Origin of the sequence: Pseudomonas oryzihabitans (assembly GCF_001518815.1) — a bacterium.
GTDB lineage: Bacteria > Pseudomonadota > Gammaproteobacteria > Pseudomonadales > Pseudomonadaceae > Chryseomonas > Chryseomonas oryzihabitans_E.
The window spans coordinates 4240727-4257551 of sequence record NZ_CP013987.1; the positions used below are offsets into that span (position 1 = coordinate 4240727).

Annotated in this window: 15 protein-coding genes and 1 riboswitch; of the genes, 2 read left to right on the forward strand and 13 right to left on the reverse strand. The window is 68.8% G+C overall.

Going from position 1 to position 16825, the window contains the following annotated elements; translation table 11 throughout:
- Positions 1 to 57: 57 nt before the first annotated feature.
- The gene (locus tag APT59_RS19295) at positions 58 to 996 is read right to left on the reverse strand and encodes a class I SAM-dependent methyltransferase (protein WP_059316342.1); all 939 of its coding nucleotides are present in this window, start codon (positions 994 to 996) and stop codon (positions 58 to 60) included.
- Between the two features lie 244 nt (positions 997 to 1240).
- Between APT59_RS19295 and APT59_RS19300 the strand changes: the two genes are divergently transcribed.
- Positions 1241 to 3394: a TonB-dependent siderophore receptor gene (locus APT59_RS19300; protein ID WP_059316343.1), complete on the forward strand. Its 2154-nt coding sequence runs from the start codon at positions 1241 to 1243 to the stop codon at positions 3392 to 3394.
- Between the two features lie 25 nt (positions 3395 to 3419).
- On the opposite strand, the gene APT59_RS19305 is transcribed toward APT59_RS19300, so the two are convergent.
- The 5 genes from APT59_RS19305 to APT59_RS19325 all read right to left on the reverse strand — a co-directional run bounded on the left by APT59_RS19305 (position 3420) and on the right by APT59_RS19325 (position 8862).
- On the reverse strand, positions 3420 to 4217 hold the full coding sequence (locus APT59_RS19305; protein ID WP_059316344.1) for an ABC transporter ATP-binding protein: 798 nt from the start codon (positions 4215 to 4217) through the stop codon (positions 3420 to 3422).
- Positions 4214 to 5272: a FecCD family ABC transporter permease gene (locus APT59_RS19310; protein ID WP_059316345.1), complete on the reverse strand. Its 1059-nt coding sequence runs from the start codon at positions 5270 to 5272 to the stop codon at positions 4214 to 4216. The genes APT59_RS19305 and APT59_RS19310 overlap by 4 nt, the downstream gene beginning before the upstream one ends.
- On the reverse strand, positions 5269 to 6387 hold the full coding sequence (locus APT59_RS19315) for an ABC transporter substrate-binding protein (RefSeq protein WP_059316346.1): 1119 nt from the start codon (positions 6385 to 6387) through the stop codon (positions 5269 to 5271). Before APT59_RS19315 ends, APT59_RS19310 begins: the two co-directional genes overlap by 4 nt.
- A gap of 125 nt (positions 6388 to 6512) precedes the next feature.
- A complete protein-coding gene (locus tag APT59_RS19320) occupies positions 6513 to 7889 on the reverse strand; it encodes an MFS transporter (protein ID WP_059316347.1) in 1377 nt (458 codons plus the stop codon).
- A gap of 118 nt (positions 7890 to 8007) precedes the next feature.
- Positions 8008 to 8862 (reverse strand): IclR family transcriptional regulator domain-containing protein, encoded by an 855-nt coding sequence (locus tag APT59_RS19325; RefSeq protein WP_059316348.1) that lies wholly within the window; start codon positions 8860 to 8862, stop codon positions 8008 to 8010.
- Positions 8863 to 9004: 142 nt separating this feature from the next.
- On the opposite strand from APT59_RS19325, the gene APT59_RS19330 reads away from it, so the two are divergent.
- Complete coding sequence (locus APT59_RS19330; RefSeq protein WP_059316349.1) at positions 9005 to 9523, forward strand: DUF962 domain-containing protein; 519 nt, start codon at positions 9005 to 9007, stop codon at positions 9521 to 9523.
- Here the strand turns inward: APT59_RS19330 and APT59_RS19335 are convergent.
- The 7 genes from APT59_RS19335 to cobG form a co-directional block, all read right to left on the reverse strand.
- A complete protein-coding gene (locus APT59_RS19335; protein WP_059316350.1) occupies positions 9508 to 10272 on the reverse strand; it encodes an ABC transporter ATP-binding protein in 765 nt (254 codons plus the stop codon). The two genes, APT59_RS19330 and APT59_RS19335, sit on opposite strands and share 16 nt — an antisense overlap.
- Positions 10269 to 11303, reverse strand: coding sequence for a FecCD family ABC transporter permease (locus APT59_RS19340; RefSeq protein WP_059316351.1), 1035 nt, complete (start codon positions 11301 to 11303; stop codon positions 10269 to 10271). The genes APT59_RS19335 and APT59_RS19340 overlap by 4 nt, the downstream gene beginning before the upstream one ends.
- The gene (locus APT59_RS19345) at positions 11300 to 12316 is read right to left on the reverse strand and encodes an ABC transporter substrate-binding protein (RefSeq protein WP_059316352.1); all 1017 of its coding nucleotides are present in this window, start codon (positions 12314 to 12316) and stop codon (positions 11300 to 11302) included. The genes APT59_RS19340 and APT59_RS19345 overlap by 4 nt, the downstream gene beginning before the upstream one ends.
- Before the next feature lie 30 nt (positions 12317 to 12346).
- Positions 12347 to 12495: riboswitch (cobalamin riboswitch) on the reverse strand.
- 6 nt (positions 12496 to 12501) lie between these two features.
- Positions 12502 to 14172: a precorrin-3B C(17)-methyltransferase gene (cobJ, locus tag APT59_RS19350; RefSeq protein WP_059316353.1), complete on the reverse strand. Its 1671-nt coding sequence runs from the start codon at positions 14170 to 14172 to the stop codon at positions 12502 to 12504.
- Positions 14160 to 14900, reverse strand: coding sequence for a precorrin-2 C(20)-methyltransferase (locus APT59_RS19355; RefSeq protein WP_059316354.1), 741 nt, complete (start codon positions 14898 to 14900; stop codon positions 14160 to 14162). Before APT59_RS19355 ends, cobJ begins: the two co-directional genes overlap by 13 nt.
- Positions 14900 to 15526: a precorrin-8X methylmutase gene (locus APT59_RS19360; RefSeq protein ID WP_059316355.1), complete on the reverse strand. Its 627-nt coding sequence runs from the start codon at positions 15524 to 15526 to the stop codon at positions 14900 to 14902. Before APT59_RS19360 ends, APT59_RS19355 begins: the two co-directional genes overlap by 1 nt.
- On the reverse strand, positions 15519 to 16805 hold the full coding sequence (gene cobG / locus APT59_RS19365) for a precorrin-3B synthase (protein WP_082696393.1): 1287 nt from the start codon (positions 16803 to 16805) through the stop codon (positions 15519 to 15521). Before cobG ends, APT59_RS19360 begins: the two co-directional genes overlap by 8 nt.
- Positions 16806 to 16825: the final 20 nt, after the last annotated feature.

The following is a 16825-nucleotide window of genomic DNA, read 5'->3' on the forward strand; positions in this document are numbered from 1 at the left end:
CAGGGTCGAGCCGGGGCACCGTTGGGCTTCGCGGGGCTCGGCGCCTACCTACGGGGCTCACCCTTGCTGGAACACCAACACCTTGAGGCCACCTTCGGGGTCCTCGTCGGCGAATTCCGGCGGATTGGCCAGGCGCTCGACGAAGGTCAGCGCCGGTGCTTCCTGGGCCATGCCGGCGATGAGGAAGTCCGCCCCCACGCCCGGATCGTTGACGCAGGCCAGCACCCGCCCGCCAGGGGTGAGCAGCTCCGGCAACCGACGCAGGATGCGCGCATAGTCCTTGGTCAGGGCGAAGCTGCCCTGCTGGAAGCTGGGCGGGTCGACGATCACCAGATCATAGGGTCCCAGCTTGCGCACCTTGCCCCAGGACTTGAACAGTTCGTGGCCGAGAAAGCTGACCTTGCCCAGGTCATGGCCATTGAGGCGGTGATTCTCGCGGCCGCGGGTCAGGGGCCCGCGAGCCATGTCCAGATTGACCACTTGGGCCGCGCCGCCGGCCAGGGCCGCTACGGAGAAACCACAGGTGTAGGCGAACAGGTTGAGGATCCGCAGCCCGGCGGCCTGCTCGCGTACCCAGCGGCGGCCCAGGCGCATGTCGAGGAACAGCCCCATGTTCTGGTGACGGGTGAGGTCCAGGCCGAACTTCAGGCCTTCCTCATGGATGACGTGCTCGCCCACCGGCGCGCCGATCAGCGCCTCGCTGGCGGCATCCAGCCGATAGCGATGCTGCAGGAGCAGGCTCTGGGCACCGCTGGCGCGCCACGCCGGGGTCTCGTCCAAGGCCACCAGGGTCGTGCGTAGGGCGTCCAGCTCTGCCATGGGCAGCTCGCGGAACAGGCCCACCCGCACCACGCCTTCCAGCCAGTCGACGGTGAGCTGCTCCAGCCCCGGCAGCAGCCGGCCACGGCCGTGCACCAGTCGGCGCGCCTCGGCGGGTGGCGATGCGAGGGCGGCGAGAAGCAGATCGGTGAGGCTGGCGAGCGTAGCGGTATTCATGGGCGATCACGGCGGTAAAGGAGCGGCATGCTACGCCAAAAGCGCCGCCATCGCTTCCCGGGCAGGCCATCAGGCGCGCCCCGTATCCGCCTTTTCTGGCTCAGCACCCGCCACCCGATTCACGAGAGGCCCAAGCGAATCGACGAGGCTGATGAAAATCTGTCTCAGGCGGTAACGACTCGCAGTTGTGTCCCCTTTGCAAGGCGCTCTAGAATCCGCCTCCCCGAACTCCAGGACGATAACAATGCGCCGGCTGGTCCCTGCTTTCTATCTGCTGCCTCTCTGTGCCCTTCCCCTCGCTGGTCATGCCCAGGAGGCAGCGGAAGATACCCCCCAAGCCCTGTCCGACCTCACCATCGTTGGCTCGGCCGAATCACCCACCGGGCCAGTACAGGGCTACAAGGCAGAGCGCTCCAGCAGTGCGACCCGCACCGATACCCCGCTGCACGAGACGCCCCAGTCGGTGAGCGTGGTCTCCCGCGAGGCCATCGACGACCTTTCCGCCACCCGCCTGCAGCAGGCGCTGGACCAGGCTGGCGGCGTCGGCCGAGGCAACAACTTCGGCGGCCAGGGCCTGACCAGCTACACGGTGCGCGGCTTCACCAGCTCCGAGTATTTCCGCAACGGCTTCCCCATGAACCGCGGCTATCCCAGCGCGCCGGATGCCGCCACCCTGGAGCGGGTCGAGGTCCTGCGCGGCCCCGCCGCGACCCTCTATGGCCGCAGCGATCCGGGCGGCACCTTCAATGTGGTCACCAAGCAGCCCCTGGGCGAGCGCAAGACCACCCTCGGCAGCCAGTTCACCGACCAGGGGCTGCGTCGCGGCACCCTGGACACCACCGGTCCGGTGGACGAGGAAGGTCGCCTGGCCTATCGCCTCAACCTGATCGCCGAGGGCGGCGACAGCTTCCGTGACGACGTGCACACCGAGCGCTACGAAGTCGCCCCGGTGCTGAGCTGGCAGGCCACCGATGCCACCCTCATCACCTTCGAGGCGGACATCATCCGCAGCAACGCCCCGCTGGATCGCGGCCGCACCAACTACCTCACCCAGCGCGCCGAGGCCAGTCGCTCCACCAACGCCTGGGAAAAGGGCACCACCAACCTGCTGCACAACGACAACGAGTCCTATCAGCTGCGCTTCGAGCATCAGCTCAATGACGCCTGGACCCTGGCTGGTGGTTTCCAATACCTCGACGGCAGCCTCAAGGGCAATGCCGTGGAAGCCAACGGTGTGCAGGCCGACGGCGTGACCCTCAGACGCAACTTCAACTACCGCAAGCTGGAGTGGAGCGATCGCGACCTGCAGCTGAACCTGACTGGCCACTTCGACACCTTTGGCCTCGGCCACACCCTGATCACCGGGATCGAGGTGGAAGACTACGACTATCAGTCGATCATCCAGCGCTCCAACCCTGCGGCCTCGCCTTACCCGGTCAACCTACTCAACCCCGTGCTGGGGCAGCCACGCCCGGCTCTGACCCTGACCCCTACTCACGACCACGAGACCCTCAAGACCTGGGCCGCCTTCGTGCAGGACCAGATCGCCCTCACCGAGCGCTTCAAGGTGCTGGGTGGCGTGCGCCTGGAGCGCTTCGAGCACGATTACGATAACAAGACGCCACCTCAAGTCCTTGCCAACGGACAGGTTGTCACCGGTGACTGGAGCAAAGATTCGAACGCCGTCACCCCGCGCCTGGGCGTCAGCTACGACCTCACCCCGGAACTGGCCCTCTACGCCAGCGCCTCCAAGTCGTTCAAGCCCAACACCGGCGCGGCGTTCCAAGGCGGCGGTTTCGACCCCGAGGAGGGCAAGGCCTACGAAGTGGGCATGAAGTGGGCGGCGCTGGACGGCCGCCTCAGCATCGACACGGCGATCTTCCATACGGTCAAGGAAAACGTCCTGACCCCTGACCCGGCCAACACAAACTTCAACATCGCCGCTGGCGAGGTGCGCAGCCGCGGTTTCGAAGTCAACGTGACCGGCGACCTGACGCCCAACTGGCGTATCCTCGGCGGCTACGCCTTCACCGATGCCGAGGTCACCAAGGACAACACCCTGGCCCGCGGCACGCGCCTGACCAACATCCCGCGCAATGCCGTCAACCTGCTTAACGTCTACGAATTCCACGAAGGCAAGCTGCGCGGCCTGGGGCTGGGCGCCAACCTCAAGTACGTGGGCGAGCGCGAAGGCCAGAAGACTGCCGTCAGCGACTACAGCATGGACAGCTACACGGTCACCGACCTGTTGAGCTTCTACAAGGTCGACGAGCATCTGCGGCTGAACCTGGACGTGCGCAACGTCTTCAACAAGGGCTACGACGAGAGCTCCTGGAACGCCTACAGCTATCCGGGCGAGCCGCGTACGGTGCAGGCCGGCTTCACCTACACCTTCTGACGCCCCACCCTCTGCAGCCCTGCGGTCAGGCCTCGCTGAAGGCCTGGCCGGTCAGCGGCTGGACCACCGGACGGCCCTGGCGGTCCTGCAGGATGTCCACCGCCACGCCATAGGTGGCCTCCAGCAGGTCGGCGGTGACGATGGCGGCGGGTCGCCCGGCGGCCAACAGGCCACCGTCGACCAGCACCAGCAGCGAATCGGCGTACTGGCAGGCCAGGTTGAGATCGTGCAGCACCACCACGGTCACCTGATTGTGCAATCGGGTCTCGTGGCGCACGCGATCGAGCAGGTTGATCTGGTGACGCAGATCCAGGGCGCTGACCGGTTCGTCCAGCAGCATCACCTCGGGTTCACGCATCAGCACCTGGGCGAAGAACACCAGCTGCCGCTGACCGCCACTCAGGGCGCCCAACTGGCGCGAGGCCAGGTGCCCGATGCCCACTTCGTCGAGCTTGCCCAGCGCCCGTTCCAGCAGCTCATCGTCCAGGTGCAGGGTCAGCCGTTCCAGGCTGCCCATGGCCACCGTCTCCAGCACCGACAGTGCCGCCTCGGCATGGGAATCCTGGGGCATATAGGCCACGCCCTGGCGCCAGCCCTCGCGCTGAGCGCGGAGCGAAGCACCCGCCACCAGCCGCCTTTTCCCGCGTTCGATATGACCCGCCGCCAGCGGCAGGTCCCCAGCGAGCGCGCGCAGCAGGGTGGTCTTGCCAGTGCCATTGGGGCCGAGGATCACATGGACCTGGCCGGGATGCAGCTCGGTGCTCAGCCCGGAGATCACGGTACGGTCGCCGCGCTTCAGCGCGAGGTCATGGAGGCGGATCATAGGCTGGACCTGCGCGGGGCGAAGATGAGCCAGAGCAGGAAGGGCACCCCGACGATGGCGGTGACGATGCCTACTGGAAACAGCGCTCCGGGCAGGATCGACTTGGACAGCACCGAGGCGAAGGACAGCATCAGGGCGCCGCAGATGGCCGACAGCGGCAAGAGGAAGCGCTGATCCTCGCCCACCTGCCAGCGGGCGATATGGGGTGCGACCAGGCCGACGAAGCCGATCACCCCGACGAAGCTGGTGGCCGTGGCGGTCATCACCGCCACCAGGATCAGCACCTTGAGGCGCAGGCGGCGGATGTCCACGCCCAGGCTCTCGGCACGCGCCTCGCCCAGGCGCAGGGCGGCCAGTTTCCAGGCATCGCGCAAGAGCAGGATGCAGCACAGCAGGGTCACCCCGGCGACGATGGCCAGGGTGGTCCAGGTGGCGCGGCCAAGGCTGCCGAACAGCCAGAAGAGGATCTGCTGCGAGAGTTCCGGCGACGAAAGGAACTGCACCAGCGACAGCAATGACTGGAACAGGAACAGCAGGGCGATGCCCCCGAGGATGATGGTGTCGCTGCCGGTGCGCTTGAGCGAAGCCAGGGCGAAGAGAAACAGCGCCGCCAGCATGGCGAAGACGAAGGCGCCCAACGGTACCCCGATCAGCGCGCCCAGGCCGAAGCTGCCCAGCGCCAAGCTGAGGGCGGCGCCACAGCCCGCGGCGGCGGCCATGCCCAAGGTATAGGGGCTGGCCATGGGGTTGTTGAGCAGCGTCTGCATCTGTGCCCCGCCGGCGCCGAGGGCGGCGCCCACCGCCAGGGCCATCAGGGCGATGGGCAGGCGCAGGTCGCGGACGATGGCGTCGGTCATCGGCTGGCGCTCACCCAGGCCGGTCAGGGACTTGAGCACCTCCAGCGGCGAAAGCAGCGAAGGACCGGTGGCGATGTCCAGCACCAGACCCGCCAGGGTCAGGGCCAGGAACACCCCGCAGGCACGCCAGCGACGACGTTCGCGGGCGCGCTGCTCGGCGATGGCGTCCGCGTGGCTGGAGAGCGAAGAGGTGCTCATGGGTTCAGGCCTATGGCGAAGGTGCCCTGGGGCTGGATCGGCATGTAGCGGCGGTAGTACTCGCGATAGTTGGCCATCGGATCCACGTCCTGGAACAGATCCGGATAGAGCTGCTTGGCGATGAACTGCAGCATGGCGAAGTCCTCCAGGCTGCGCGAGGCACCCTGGTAGACGCCATAGAGACGACCGTCGCGGATGGCCGGCAGATTGCTCCAGCCCGGCCGCTGCATGAAGGTGCGCAGGTGACTGCGGGCATCGTCGGCGCTGACGCCGGGGCCCATGGGCAAGGCAGTGGGATTGCTGTTGTCCTCACGCCCGGAGATGAAGATGACCTCCGGCTGGGCCATGAGCACCTGCTCCGGATTCATCACCCCCCACCACTGGATGAAGGGCGCGGCGATGTTGTCGCCGCCGGCCAGGGTCACCATGGCGCCCCACATGTTGCGACCATAGGTGAAGGAGTACTCGGCCGGGCCCTTGTTGCCGAACTCGGCATAGACTCGCGGCCGCGGGCGATGGGCCGCCGCGATACGGGTCTGGATGTCTTCCACCACCTTGGCGTAGAAATTGGCCAGTTCGGTGGCCCGTGCCTCCTGGCCGGTGATGATGCCGAGCAAGCGGGTGGAGGCCAGATGGCGTTCCAGGGTCTGGGCGTTGTAGTCGATCGCCACCACCGGGATGCCGAGCTGTTCGAGGCGCTTGACCTCGCTGTCCAGCGCCTGGAGCTGCCAGGCGGCCAGCACCACCAGATCCGGCTTGAGGGCGAGCACCTTCTCGACGGAAAAACTATTGTTTTCCGTCTCCCCCACATCGGGAAGGGTGGCCAGGGATGGCCGGTGGGCGACGTTGAGCGCCCAGTTGGCCGGTACCTTGCGCTCCCAGGCGCCGCGGGAAACACCGACCACGGCGTCGAAGGCATGCTCGCCCCCCACCGCCAGATAGTCGCCATAGTGGAAGCCCAGCACCACGCGCTTGGCCGGCGCCTCGATGGTCACCGTGCGCCCGAGGACATCGGTGACCTGGCGGGTCTCGGCGAAAGCTGGAGCAATCAGAAAGCAAGCGATAAGCGTTACCAGCCGGACAGCCCACTGCCCGCTGCGAGCGAAACCTTTCATGGAACCCCTTGGACATCTGCACCCGCTCTAGACGGGTGACTGCGGCGCATGCAAAGGGTGCAACTTTACGCGGTGGCAGCGCTTGCGCCTAGCGTCAGCCACCGGCAAAGGGGAAGCCGTCGTGCTCAAGTGGCATCGGCGTGACTGACCACGCCCTTGATCAGCACCGCCAGGGCGGCGAGACCGGCCGGCAGGAGCAGCGCGGTGAGCACCTGGGTGAAGGTCCAGCCCAGGCCCAGCAGGGTCGCGCCCATCCAGGCACCGGTGATGGCGCCGAAGCGGCCGATGCCGAGCATCCAGGACACCCCGGTGGCACGGCCATGGGTCGGGTAGTAGCGCGCCGCCAGCGACGGCATGGCCGACTGGGCGCCGTTGATGCACATGCCGGCCACCAGCACCAGGGTGGCCACCAGGGCGACCTGGCCCAAGCTCTGGCCGACGCAGTAGGCGAAGATCCCGGCCAGGGCATAGAACAGGCCGATGACCTTGTGCGGGTTGAACCTGTCCATGGCCCAGCCGACGAACACCGCGCTGAGTACCCCGCCGAACTGGAACAGCGCGCCAATCAAGGCGGCCTGTTCCAGGCTGGCACCGGCGTCGCGCATCAGCGTCGGCAGCCAGCTGGTGAGCAGATAGACGATCACCAGGCCCATGAAATAGGTCAGCCACAGCAGCAGGGTGCCGGCGCTGTAGCTGCGGTTGAAAATCACCGCGAAGACGTTGCCGGTCTTGACCGACTTTTGCTCGGGCACCATGAAGTGCCGTGCTTCGGCGGCCTCGCGACCGATGGGCGCCAGTACCCGGCGGATGCGCTCGGCGCTCTTGCCGTGCACCACCAGGTAGCGCGCCGATTCCGGCAGCCAGAGCAGCAGCACCACGGCCAGCGCCAGGGGCAGCACCCCGCCCAGCACCAGCAGGCTGTGCCAGCCATAGGCCGGGATCATCCAGGCCGAGACGAAGCCGCCGCCCGCCATGCCCAGGTTGAAGCCGCAGAACATACTAGTCACCAGCAGCGACTTGAGGCGTTCCGGGGTGTACTCCGAGAGCAGCGTGGTGGCGTTGGGCATGGCCGCGCCGAGGCCCAGCCCGGTGAGGAATCTCAGGATCACCAGCTGTTCGAGGTTGGCGCTGAAGGCCGACAGCAGGCTGAAGCCGCCAAAGAGGAAGGTGGCGACCACCAGCACGCCCTTGCGGCCGAAGCGATCGGCCAGCGGGCCGGAACCCAGGGCACCAAAGACCATGCCACCCAGGGCGGCGCTCATCACCGGCCCCAGGCTGGCGCGTGGGATGCCCCACTCCACCGACAGCGCCGGGGCGATGAAGCCCATGGCCGCGGTATCCAGGCCATCGAGGAAGACGATCAGAAAGCACAGGGCGACGATGCGCCACTGGTAGGCGGAGAGCGCCTGGCGATTGATGAATTGCTGGACGTCCAGGGTGCCGGCTATCGCCGTGGCCGGATGGTCGGCCAGGGGGATGGCACCCGCGAGGGTTTGCGTCATGGTGGTCTGCTCGTGTTGTTGTTATCGGCGTAGTGCGCCACTGCGCCGACGTTAAGCCCAACCCCGAACAGCTGACAATTCGATTATCGGCGACATGGCCGATAATCGACCGGATTCGCTAGTGAAACAGCCGGGTACTCAGCTCCTGGCTGGCCGCCAGCAGCACCGGCAGGAACCGCGTCTCCAGCTCCTGGCGACCGACCCGGCTGGCGTGGGTGCCGACGTTGAGCGCCGCCAGCACCTGGCCGGCGGCGTCGCGCAAGGGTACCGCCAGGGACCTCAGGCCCACTTCCAGCTCCTGGTCGACGATCACGTAGCCCTGCTGCCGCACCTGGCCCAGGCACTCGATGAGCGCCGGCGGCTGGTAGAGGGTGCGGCTGGTCTTGGCCTGCAGGTCGGCGTGTTCCAGATAGTCGTGCAGGGCGGCATCGTCCAGGGCGGCGAGCAGGATGCGGCCCATGGAGGTGCAATAGGCCGGCAGCCGACTGCCCACGCTGAGGTCCACCGAGATCAGCCGCTGCGGCGTGGCCGAGCGGGCGATGTAGAGGATCTCGTCGCCCTCCAGGGTGGCCATGGAGCAGGCTTCATGCAGTTGCTCGCTCAAGCGATCGAGTACCGGCTGGGCGGTGACCGCCAGCGGCGTGGACGACAGATAGGCGTGCCCCAGGGTCAGCACCTTGGGCAGCAGCGAATAGGTGCGCCCATCGGTGGTGACGTAGCCGAGCTTCATCAGGGTGTGCAGGCAGCGGCGCACGGCGGCGCGAGGGATCTCGGTGCGATGGCTGATCTGGGCGATGGTCAGCTGGCGCTTGCGTTCCTGGAAGGCATGGATGACCGCGAGGCCGCGGGCCAGGGAGGTCATGAAGTTCGGGTCGCCGGTAAAGGCTTCGATGCGCTTTGCCGGTGAGGCGATGATGGGCGGCGCGGCCAGCGGCGGCAGGCCCGTGGCGTGAGCGGTGCGGTTATCGTCCATCGAACCGGTCCTCGGCAGGCTTTTGATCGATTATCGAGCGAGGGGGCGATTATCGCAATCGCATTTCTTCTCGCCCCCGCAGACGAAAGCGCTCGTCCAGAGGCATGCTGAGGCTTCACGCCAGCCGCCTGGATGCCTGCCGATGAAAACCCTGGAAGATCATCTCAGCCAATACGCGAGCTACCATCGCGATCCACGCAACATCGCCAGCCACTTCCCCGGCATCCTGCTGATCGTGCTGGCAGTGGCCATCCTGCTGTCCCGCCCCGTATTCACGCTCGCTGGCTGGCCACTGTCCCCTGCACTGCCGGTCGCTGGCGCGGTGGCGATCTTCTACCTGCGCCTGGATCGGCCGCTGGGGCTGCTGATGAGCGGCCTGCTCGGTCTTGCCATTTGGCTGGGTGTCGCGCTGGCCGTCCAGACCACCGCTGCCTGGCTCGGCTGGGGCCTGGGTCTGTTCCTGATCGGCTGGGCCATCCAGTTCGTCGGCCATCATTACGAGGGACGCAAGCCGGCCTTTCTCGACGATATCGCCGGCCTGGCCATCGGCCCGCTGTTCATCGTCGCGGAACTGGTGTTCCTGCTGGGCGGGCGCCCGGCACTGCGGCAGGCGATCGAAGAACGGGCCGGCCCGGTACGGCGCCGTCAGGCCAGTCGATAGCGGATCGTCGGCCGATCATCGGGGCCGTCCAGCGCCACCTGCGCCCTTACCCCCCAGACCTGCTGGATCAACTCGGCCGTCAGCACCTCGGCAGGCGCGCCTTCGGCCACCAGTTGGCCGTCTCTGAGCACCGCCAGGCGGTCGCAGAACAGCGCGGCGAGGTTCAGGTCGTGGATCGCCAGCACGCAGGTGGCCGGCAGCCGGCGCACCAGATCGAGGATCTCCAGCTGGTGTTGGATATCGAGGTGGTTGGTGGGTTCGTCCAGCAGGAGTTCGCTGGGTTCCTGGGCCAGGGCGCGAGCGATCTGGGCACGCTGGCGTTCGCCGCCGGAGAGGCTGTGCCAGCGGCGGGCAGCCTTGTCGACCAGGCCTACCTGGGCCAGGGCCCGCTGGCAGACTTCGGCATCGCGGGCGCTCCAGGCATCGAGCAGGCCCCGATGGGGCGTACGACCCAGGCGCACCACCTCGGCTACCGAGAGATCAGCTTCGGTACCGGCCTGCTGCTCCACCAGGGCTACCCGGCGCGCCAGGTCGCGCCGGCGCAGGTCCTGCAGGGGCGTCTCGTCGAGGCTGACCCTGCCCTCCTCCGGCCGGCGCAGCCCGGCCAGCAGCCGCAGCAGGCTGGACTTGCCCGAGCCGTTGGGGCCGAGCAGCCCGAGCACCCCACCGGGCGGTACCGCCAGCGTGACCCCGCGGAGGATCGGCTGGCCGCCGGCGCTCCAGGCGACGTCGCGCGCGGCGAGACTCATCGGACCTCCCGTGCGCGATAGAGGATGAAGGCGAAGGCCGGCGCGCCGACCAGGGCGGTGACCACGCCGATGGGCAGGGTCTGCTTGGCCACCAGGGTACGGGCGACGATGTCGGCCAGCACCATGAACAGGGCGCCGATCAGGGCGCAGGTGGGCAGCAGGCGCCCATGCCCCGGACCAACCAGGAAGCGTGCCACATGGGGGATCACCAGGCCGACGAAGCCCACCGCGCCCACCAGGCTGACCAGGCAGGCGGTGATCAGGCCGGTGACCGCCAGCAGCAGCAGGCGCAGCGGCCCCACAGCGACCCCGAGGCTGGCGGCGGCGTCCTCGCCAAAGGCGAAGGCATCCAGCGCTCGGGCACAGGCCAGGCACACCAGCAGACCGGCGAGTACCACCCCGGCGGCCAGCCAGACGTCTGGCCAGCGCACCCCGGCCAGGCTGCCGAGCAGCCAGAACATCACGCTGCGCGCCTGCTCGGCATTGGCTGCGGTGGCGACGATATAGGCGGTCAGGGCATTGAACAGCTGGGAAGCGGCCACTCCGGCGAGGATGATGCGGGTGCTGCCACCGCCGCCCAGAAACGGCAACACCACGGCGAAGGCCAGCACCGCGCCGAGAAAGGCGCCGAGCGAGACCCCGAGCACCCCGCCGCCGACGCCCAGCAGCATTACCAGCACCGCGCCGGTGGAGGCCCCTGCCGACAGCCCCAGCACATAGGGTTCGGCCAGGGCGTTGCGCAGCAGCGCCTGGAGAATGGCGCCGGAGACCGCCAGGCCCGCGCCACAGCAGGCCGCCACCAGGGCACGACTGAGGCGGTACTCCCAGACGATGCCCTGGACGATACGCTCCACCGGATAGGGCCCCAGGCCTAGGCCGTTGGCGATGGCCTGCAGGCTGGTCAGAGGCGCGATGGGCATCTCGCCGAAGGAAGCGGCCAGCACCACGCTCGCCGCCAGCGCCAGCACGGCGGCCAGGCCCAGCAGCCAGCGCCAGGGCCGGGCCCCTTCGGCTGCCAGGGGCAGGCTCATGGTTGCGGCTTGGCCAGGTCGGCGGCCAGAGTCTCGACGCTGTCCACCACCCGCAGCGAGGGATTGAGGGTCGGGGCGTCCACCACCAGCAGGTGGTTCTCGCGCACCGCGCGCAATTCGCGGGTCAGGGGGTCGCTGCGCAGGAAGGCCAGCTTCTTGTCGACGTCATCGGCGGGATAGAGACGGCGGTCCATGCGCGCCACGACGATATAGTCAGGGTCCAGACTGGCGATACGTTCCCAGCTCACCGCTGGCCATTCCTCGGCGCTGTCGACCACGTTGCGCAGGCCCAGGGACCGGGCGATCCAGGCCGGTGCGCCCAGGTTGCCAGCGACCCAGGGATCGCCTTCCAGGCGCGGACTGGAAAACCAGAACAGCACCGAACGCCCCTGGACCCCGGCCGCCTTGGCCTGCTCGCCAGCGGCGGCGATGCGGTGATCCAGCTCGGCAACCAACTGCTTGCCAGCCGGCTGCACATCGAGAATGGCCGCCAGTTCCCGGGCCTCGCGGGTCACCAGGTTCATGTCGAAGGGCGCGCTGCGGCTGCCGTCGCTGTTGGAATCAGCAGTCACCGCCTTGCCCTCGCAATCGCTGGGCGCCACATAGGCGGCGATGCCCAGCTTGGCGAAGCGGGGGAAGTCCGCCACCTCGCCGCCGGGTCCGACGTGATAGGTGTACTGCGCCGCCACCAGGTCCGGCCGGGTACCGACCACGGCTTCGAAGCTGGGAGCGTTGTCGGCCAGGCGCGGAATGCCCTTGCCCTCCTCCTGCAGGTCTTTCGGCAGGCCGCCGAACCAGACCCCGGTACCCACCAGGCGCGAGCCCACGCCCAGGCGCAAGAGCAACTCGGTACTGGCCTGGCCCAGACTGACCAGGCGCTGGGGCGCGCGCTCGAAGACCAGGTCACGGCCGCAGTTGTGGATGGTCAGCGGATAGGTCGTGGCGGCCTGGGCGCTAAGGGCGGAAACGGACAACAGGCCGGCGGCGAGCAGCGGTGAAAGACGGCGAAGCATGGACTCTCCTTGGGATGACGCGTCCCTTGTGGATGATGGATGTTCCCTGGCGAGGTCTGGCTCGCTTCTTTCGAAGCTCACAGTGGCGCGACCGCGCCGGACTCTCACCGGCTTCCCGCCAGGGAATAGGAAGGGTCGCCGAGGGTGGGCCAGCGGCGACCAGGATTCAAGCATTAAATGTTACTTTATAACAATTCCGGATCGTACCAGCGCGGCGTATAGACCCATTCGCCGCCATCGGCCCGCGGAAAGCGCCGGGTATGGCTGGAGCCGAGGATCACCAGGGTGCGTGAATCCACCATGTCACTGCGCAGGGCGCCGAGGCTGGTGTATTCGAGCCCCCCGCCGGGCCGGCCGACATCACGGCCGAGGATCACCGGGGTGGTCGCCGAACGGCAGCTGCGCAGCACGTCCAGCGCGCGCTCCAACTGGTGCGGGCGAGCCTTGGAGATGGGGTTGTAGAAGGCCATGGCCAGGTCCGCTGCCGCGGCCTGGCGCAGGCGCTGCTCGATCACCGCCCAGGGCTTGAGGTTGTCGGACAGGGAGATCAGGCAGAAGTCGTGGCCCAGGGGCGCCCCGGCCAGGGCGGCGCTGGCCATGGCCGCGGTGATGCCCGGCAGGATCTCCAGCTCCACCGCCGCCCAGCGCGGGTCATCGGCGCCTTCCAGCACCTCCAGTACCGCGGCGGCCATGGCGAATACACCCGGATCGCCGGACGACACCATGACTACCTGGCGCCCGCTGGCAGCCAGCTCGAAGGCATGGCGGGCACGCTGCAATTCTTCACGGTTGTCGCTGGCATGGGCCAACTGATCCGGACGCAAGGGGCCGGCCATCTGCACGTAGGTCGCGTAGCCGAGTACGTCCTGGGCCTGGTCCAGGGCGCGGCGCACCACCGGTGCCATGAGCTCGGCCGCGCCGGGGCCGAGGCCCACCACGCTGAGGCGGCCACGCCGCTGGCCAAGGTCCTCGGCTTCCAGCGGCCGGTCATGCAGGTGCAGGGCGATGCCCCGCTCCTGGGCACGTTCCACCGTCGTCAGGGCGAAGTCCGGCGTGTTGGCGTCGACGAATCTCAACGGCACATCCAGCGCCTGGCTCAGCTCGACCAGGCCGGGCGCGGCCATGTCTTCCGCCCGCGCCAGCAGCACCGCCACGGCACCTGGCGCATAGCCGGTGCTGGCAAGCAGTTCGGTGACGGCGGCAGCGGTGGCATCGGCACGTACCGCCACCAGCACGGCGCGGGGATGGATGAGCAGGGTGTGGTCGTCGGCACTGGCCAGCGGCGAGACCAGGATGCGCTGGTGCGCAGCGGGGTCACGGGCCAGGGGTACCTCGTCCAGCCAGGGCGCCTCGCCCTCGATGCGTACCGGGGCGCCGGCCAGCAGATCGGCCACCCGGTGCTTGGCCACGTCGACGTCGGCCAGGGCATAGCCGGCCGGTGGATCGAGCAGGCAGGTGCCGAATCTCAGTTCACCACTGGTGGTGATGGCCGGGGCCACGTCCAGCAAGGTACCCAGCTGGCGGGCCAGGCGATTGGCACCGGCCAGGCCGCCCAACAGCGGCACCACGGCGCTGCCGTCCTCGGCCACCGCCAGTACCGGCGGCTCGGCGGTCTTGTCGTCCAGCAGCGGCGCCAGGCTGCGGATGACGATGCCGGCGGCGCAGAGCACCAGCAGCGGCCGCTGCTGGCGATAGAGGTCGCGCAGATGGTCGCCGAAAGCGGTGTAGGTCACGTCGCCCTCGACCCGCCCGGCCAGGCCGTGCACCAGGCTGCCCGGCAGGCCAGCCTGCAGGCGGCGAGCAGTGGCCAGGGCGCCAGGGCCGAGGATGACGATGGCCGGGCTCAACCCTTCCATTTCACCCCCGGTACCACCACCAGCGAGAAATACGGCGAGGCCATGGGGTCGACCTCATCCAGCGCCACGATGCGCTGGTTGTCCATGGTGGCGCGTTCGATGTAGCGGGCACGCTCGTCCAGGCCCAGGTCGCGCAACACCTGGCGCACCTTCTCGAAGTTGCGCCCGAGCTTCATCACCACGGCGGCGTCGGCGCTCGCGAGACGTGCCTTGAGCTCCTCGGCGGAGAGCACCCCGGAGAGCACCGTGAGGGTCTGGTTGCGATAGACCAGCGGCAGGCCGAGCATGGCCACGCCGCCGAGCATGGAGCAGACCCCCGGCACCACCTGGGCTTCGTAGCGCTCGGCCAGGCGGTCGTGCAGGTACATGTAGGAGCCGTAGAAGAAGGGATCGCCCTCGCAGATCACCGCCACGTCGCGACCGGCGTCCAGATGGTCGGCCACCTGGGCGGCGGCGGTGTCGTAGAAGTCGGCGATCACCGTCTCATAGGACAGCGGCGGCGCCAGCTTCTCGGTGGTCACCGGATAGACCAGCGGCAGGCGCTGCTGGCCGTCCAGCAGATAGCCCTCGATGACGCCATAGGCATTGCCGCCCTGGCCCACGTTGGCCTTGGCCTTGGCGACGAAATAGGCCACCACCGGCGCGCCCTGCAGGAGGCGCAGGGCCTTCAGGGTGATGAGTTCCGGATCGCCGGGGCCGACGCCCAGGCCGAGCAGGCGGCCGGCCATCACTCCACCTCCGTGGCCAGGGCATTGACCGCTGCCGCGGCCATGGCGCTCCCGCCACGGCGGCCGCGCACGATGACGTAGGGCACGCCGCGACTGTCGGCGGCCAGGGCGTCCTTGGACTCCATGGCGCCGACGAAGCCCACCGGCATGCCGAGGATCAGCGCCGGCTTGGGCGCCCCGGCGTCGAGCATCTCCAGCAGATAGAACAGCGCCGTGGGGGCGTTGCCGATCACCACCACGCTGCCGGCCAGGTGCGGCCGCCAGCGCTCCAGGGCCACCGCCGAGCGGGTGTTGCCCTGGGCCACGGCCAGCTCGCGGATGCCCTCGTCATGCAGGGTGCAGATCACCTGATTGGCGGCCGGCAGCCGGGTGCGGGTGACGCCCTCGGCGACCATGCGCGCATCGCAGAGGATGGGCGCGCCAGCCGCCAGCGCCGCACGACCGGCCGCGCCGGCGCCCGGGGAAAAGGCCAGGTCCTGGACCACGTCGACCATGCCGCAGGCGTGGATCACCCGCACGGCGAGCTTTTCCAGGTCAGCGGGGATGGCCGATAGATCGGCTTCGGCGCGGATGGTGGCGAAGGATTGGCGATAGATCGCCTGGCCGTCGCGTTCGTATTCAAGCATCACTAGGACTCCGGGCCAGCCAGGCGGCGGCCTCGTCGAGGGATAGTTGGGTGGCGCGCCGCCAGCCCGGGCCGGGCTGGGTGGCGTCGCGCACGAAGAGGTCATAGCGGCCGGGGGCCACGGCCAGCAGGGTATGGGGGGCCTGTCCGGCCAGGGCGCAACTGCGCGGGCAGCCGGACAGGTGTACCTCCACGCCTGCCGGCAGCCGCTCGGCCAGGCGCAGGGCGTCGCCCTTGGTATCGGCCTGCCCCTTGGCACAGCCCTGGCTCCCGGTACAGGCGATCAGCCGGGCCAGGGGCGCGGCGGGGTCGGTGACCAGATCCAGGGCGCCCAAGGCCGCGAGCAGGTCCGGCGCCGTGCCGACCGGCACATCGGGTAGCAGCAGGCCCTGCCAGGGCGTCAGGTGCAGTTCGCCATTGCCGTGGTGCTCGGCGAGTTCGGCGACCGCTGCCAGGGTCATGGTCGGCAGCCGCCCCAAGGCGGGCTGGGCACCGACCCAGCAGAGGCCCGCCTGGCGCTGCGGATGACTGCCCAGGCGCCGCGCCGTTGCCGCTGGCGAACGAGGGGTAGCCGGGGCTGGCAGCAGGTCCAGTCCAGCCAGCAGCTCCGCAACTGGAAGCTGCGCCAGCAGCTGGCGCATGCGGCTCTGCTCAGCGCTGGCGAGGTCGAGAAAACGGTGCAGCAGGGCTGCCACCGTCGCCCTCTCGCGCCCCGTGGGGATCAGGCCCAGCGGCGCATCCAGCGGGGTACCGGCCAGACCGAGGAGATAGCCTTCGGCGTGGGCCGACAGCCAGACGTCATGGGCATGGTCGAGCCGTGCCAGGGCCTCGCCGCCGTCCAGTTGCAGGGCGAACTTGGGCGACAGGCCATGCAGGCGGCGATCGCCTTCCAGCAGCGCGAGCAGTTCGGCGGCCAGGGGACGGACGTCCCTCCGTTGCTGCGGATCGCGGCCCGCGGCGGGGCTGAGCAGCACGTTGCGCACGTCGTCGGCGGCTGGATCGCTTGGGCCCAGACCGGCCGCCTGCAGCGCGGCCACCAGGGCGTTGGCGCCGTCCGGGCGCACGCCACGCAGTTGCAGGTTGGCGCGGTTAGTCAGTTCCAGCACACCGCTCGCCCAGCGCTGGCTGGCCGCGGCGATGGCCCGTGCCTGGACCGCCGTGAGGCGTCCGCCCGGCAACTTCACCCGGCACAGGCCGCCATCGCGGGCGGGCACGATGCGCAGCAATCCCGGACAGGCCGAAGGCCGCGGGACGAGGGCGGAAGGAGACGGAGGATTCACGGCGGAAGGTCGGGCTGGAC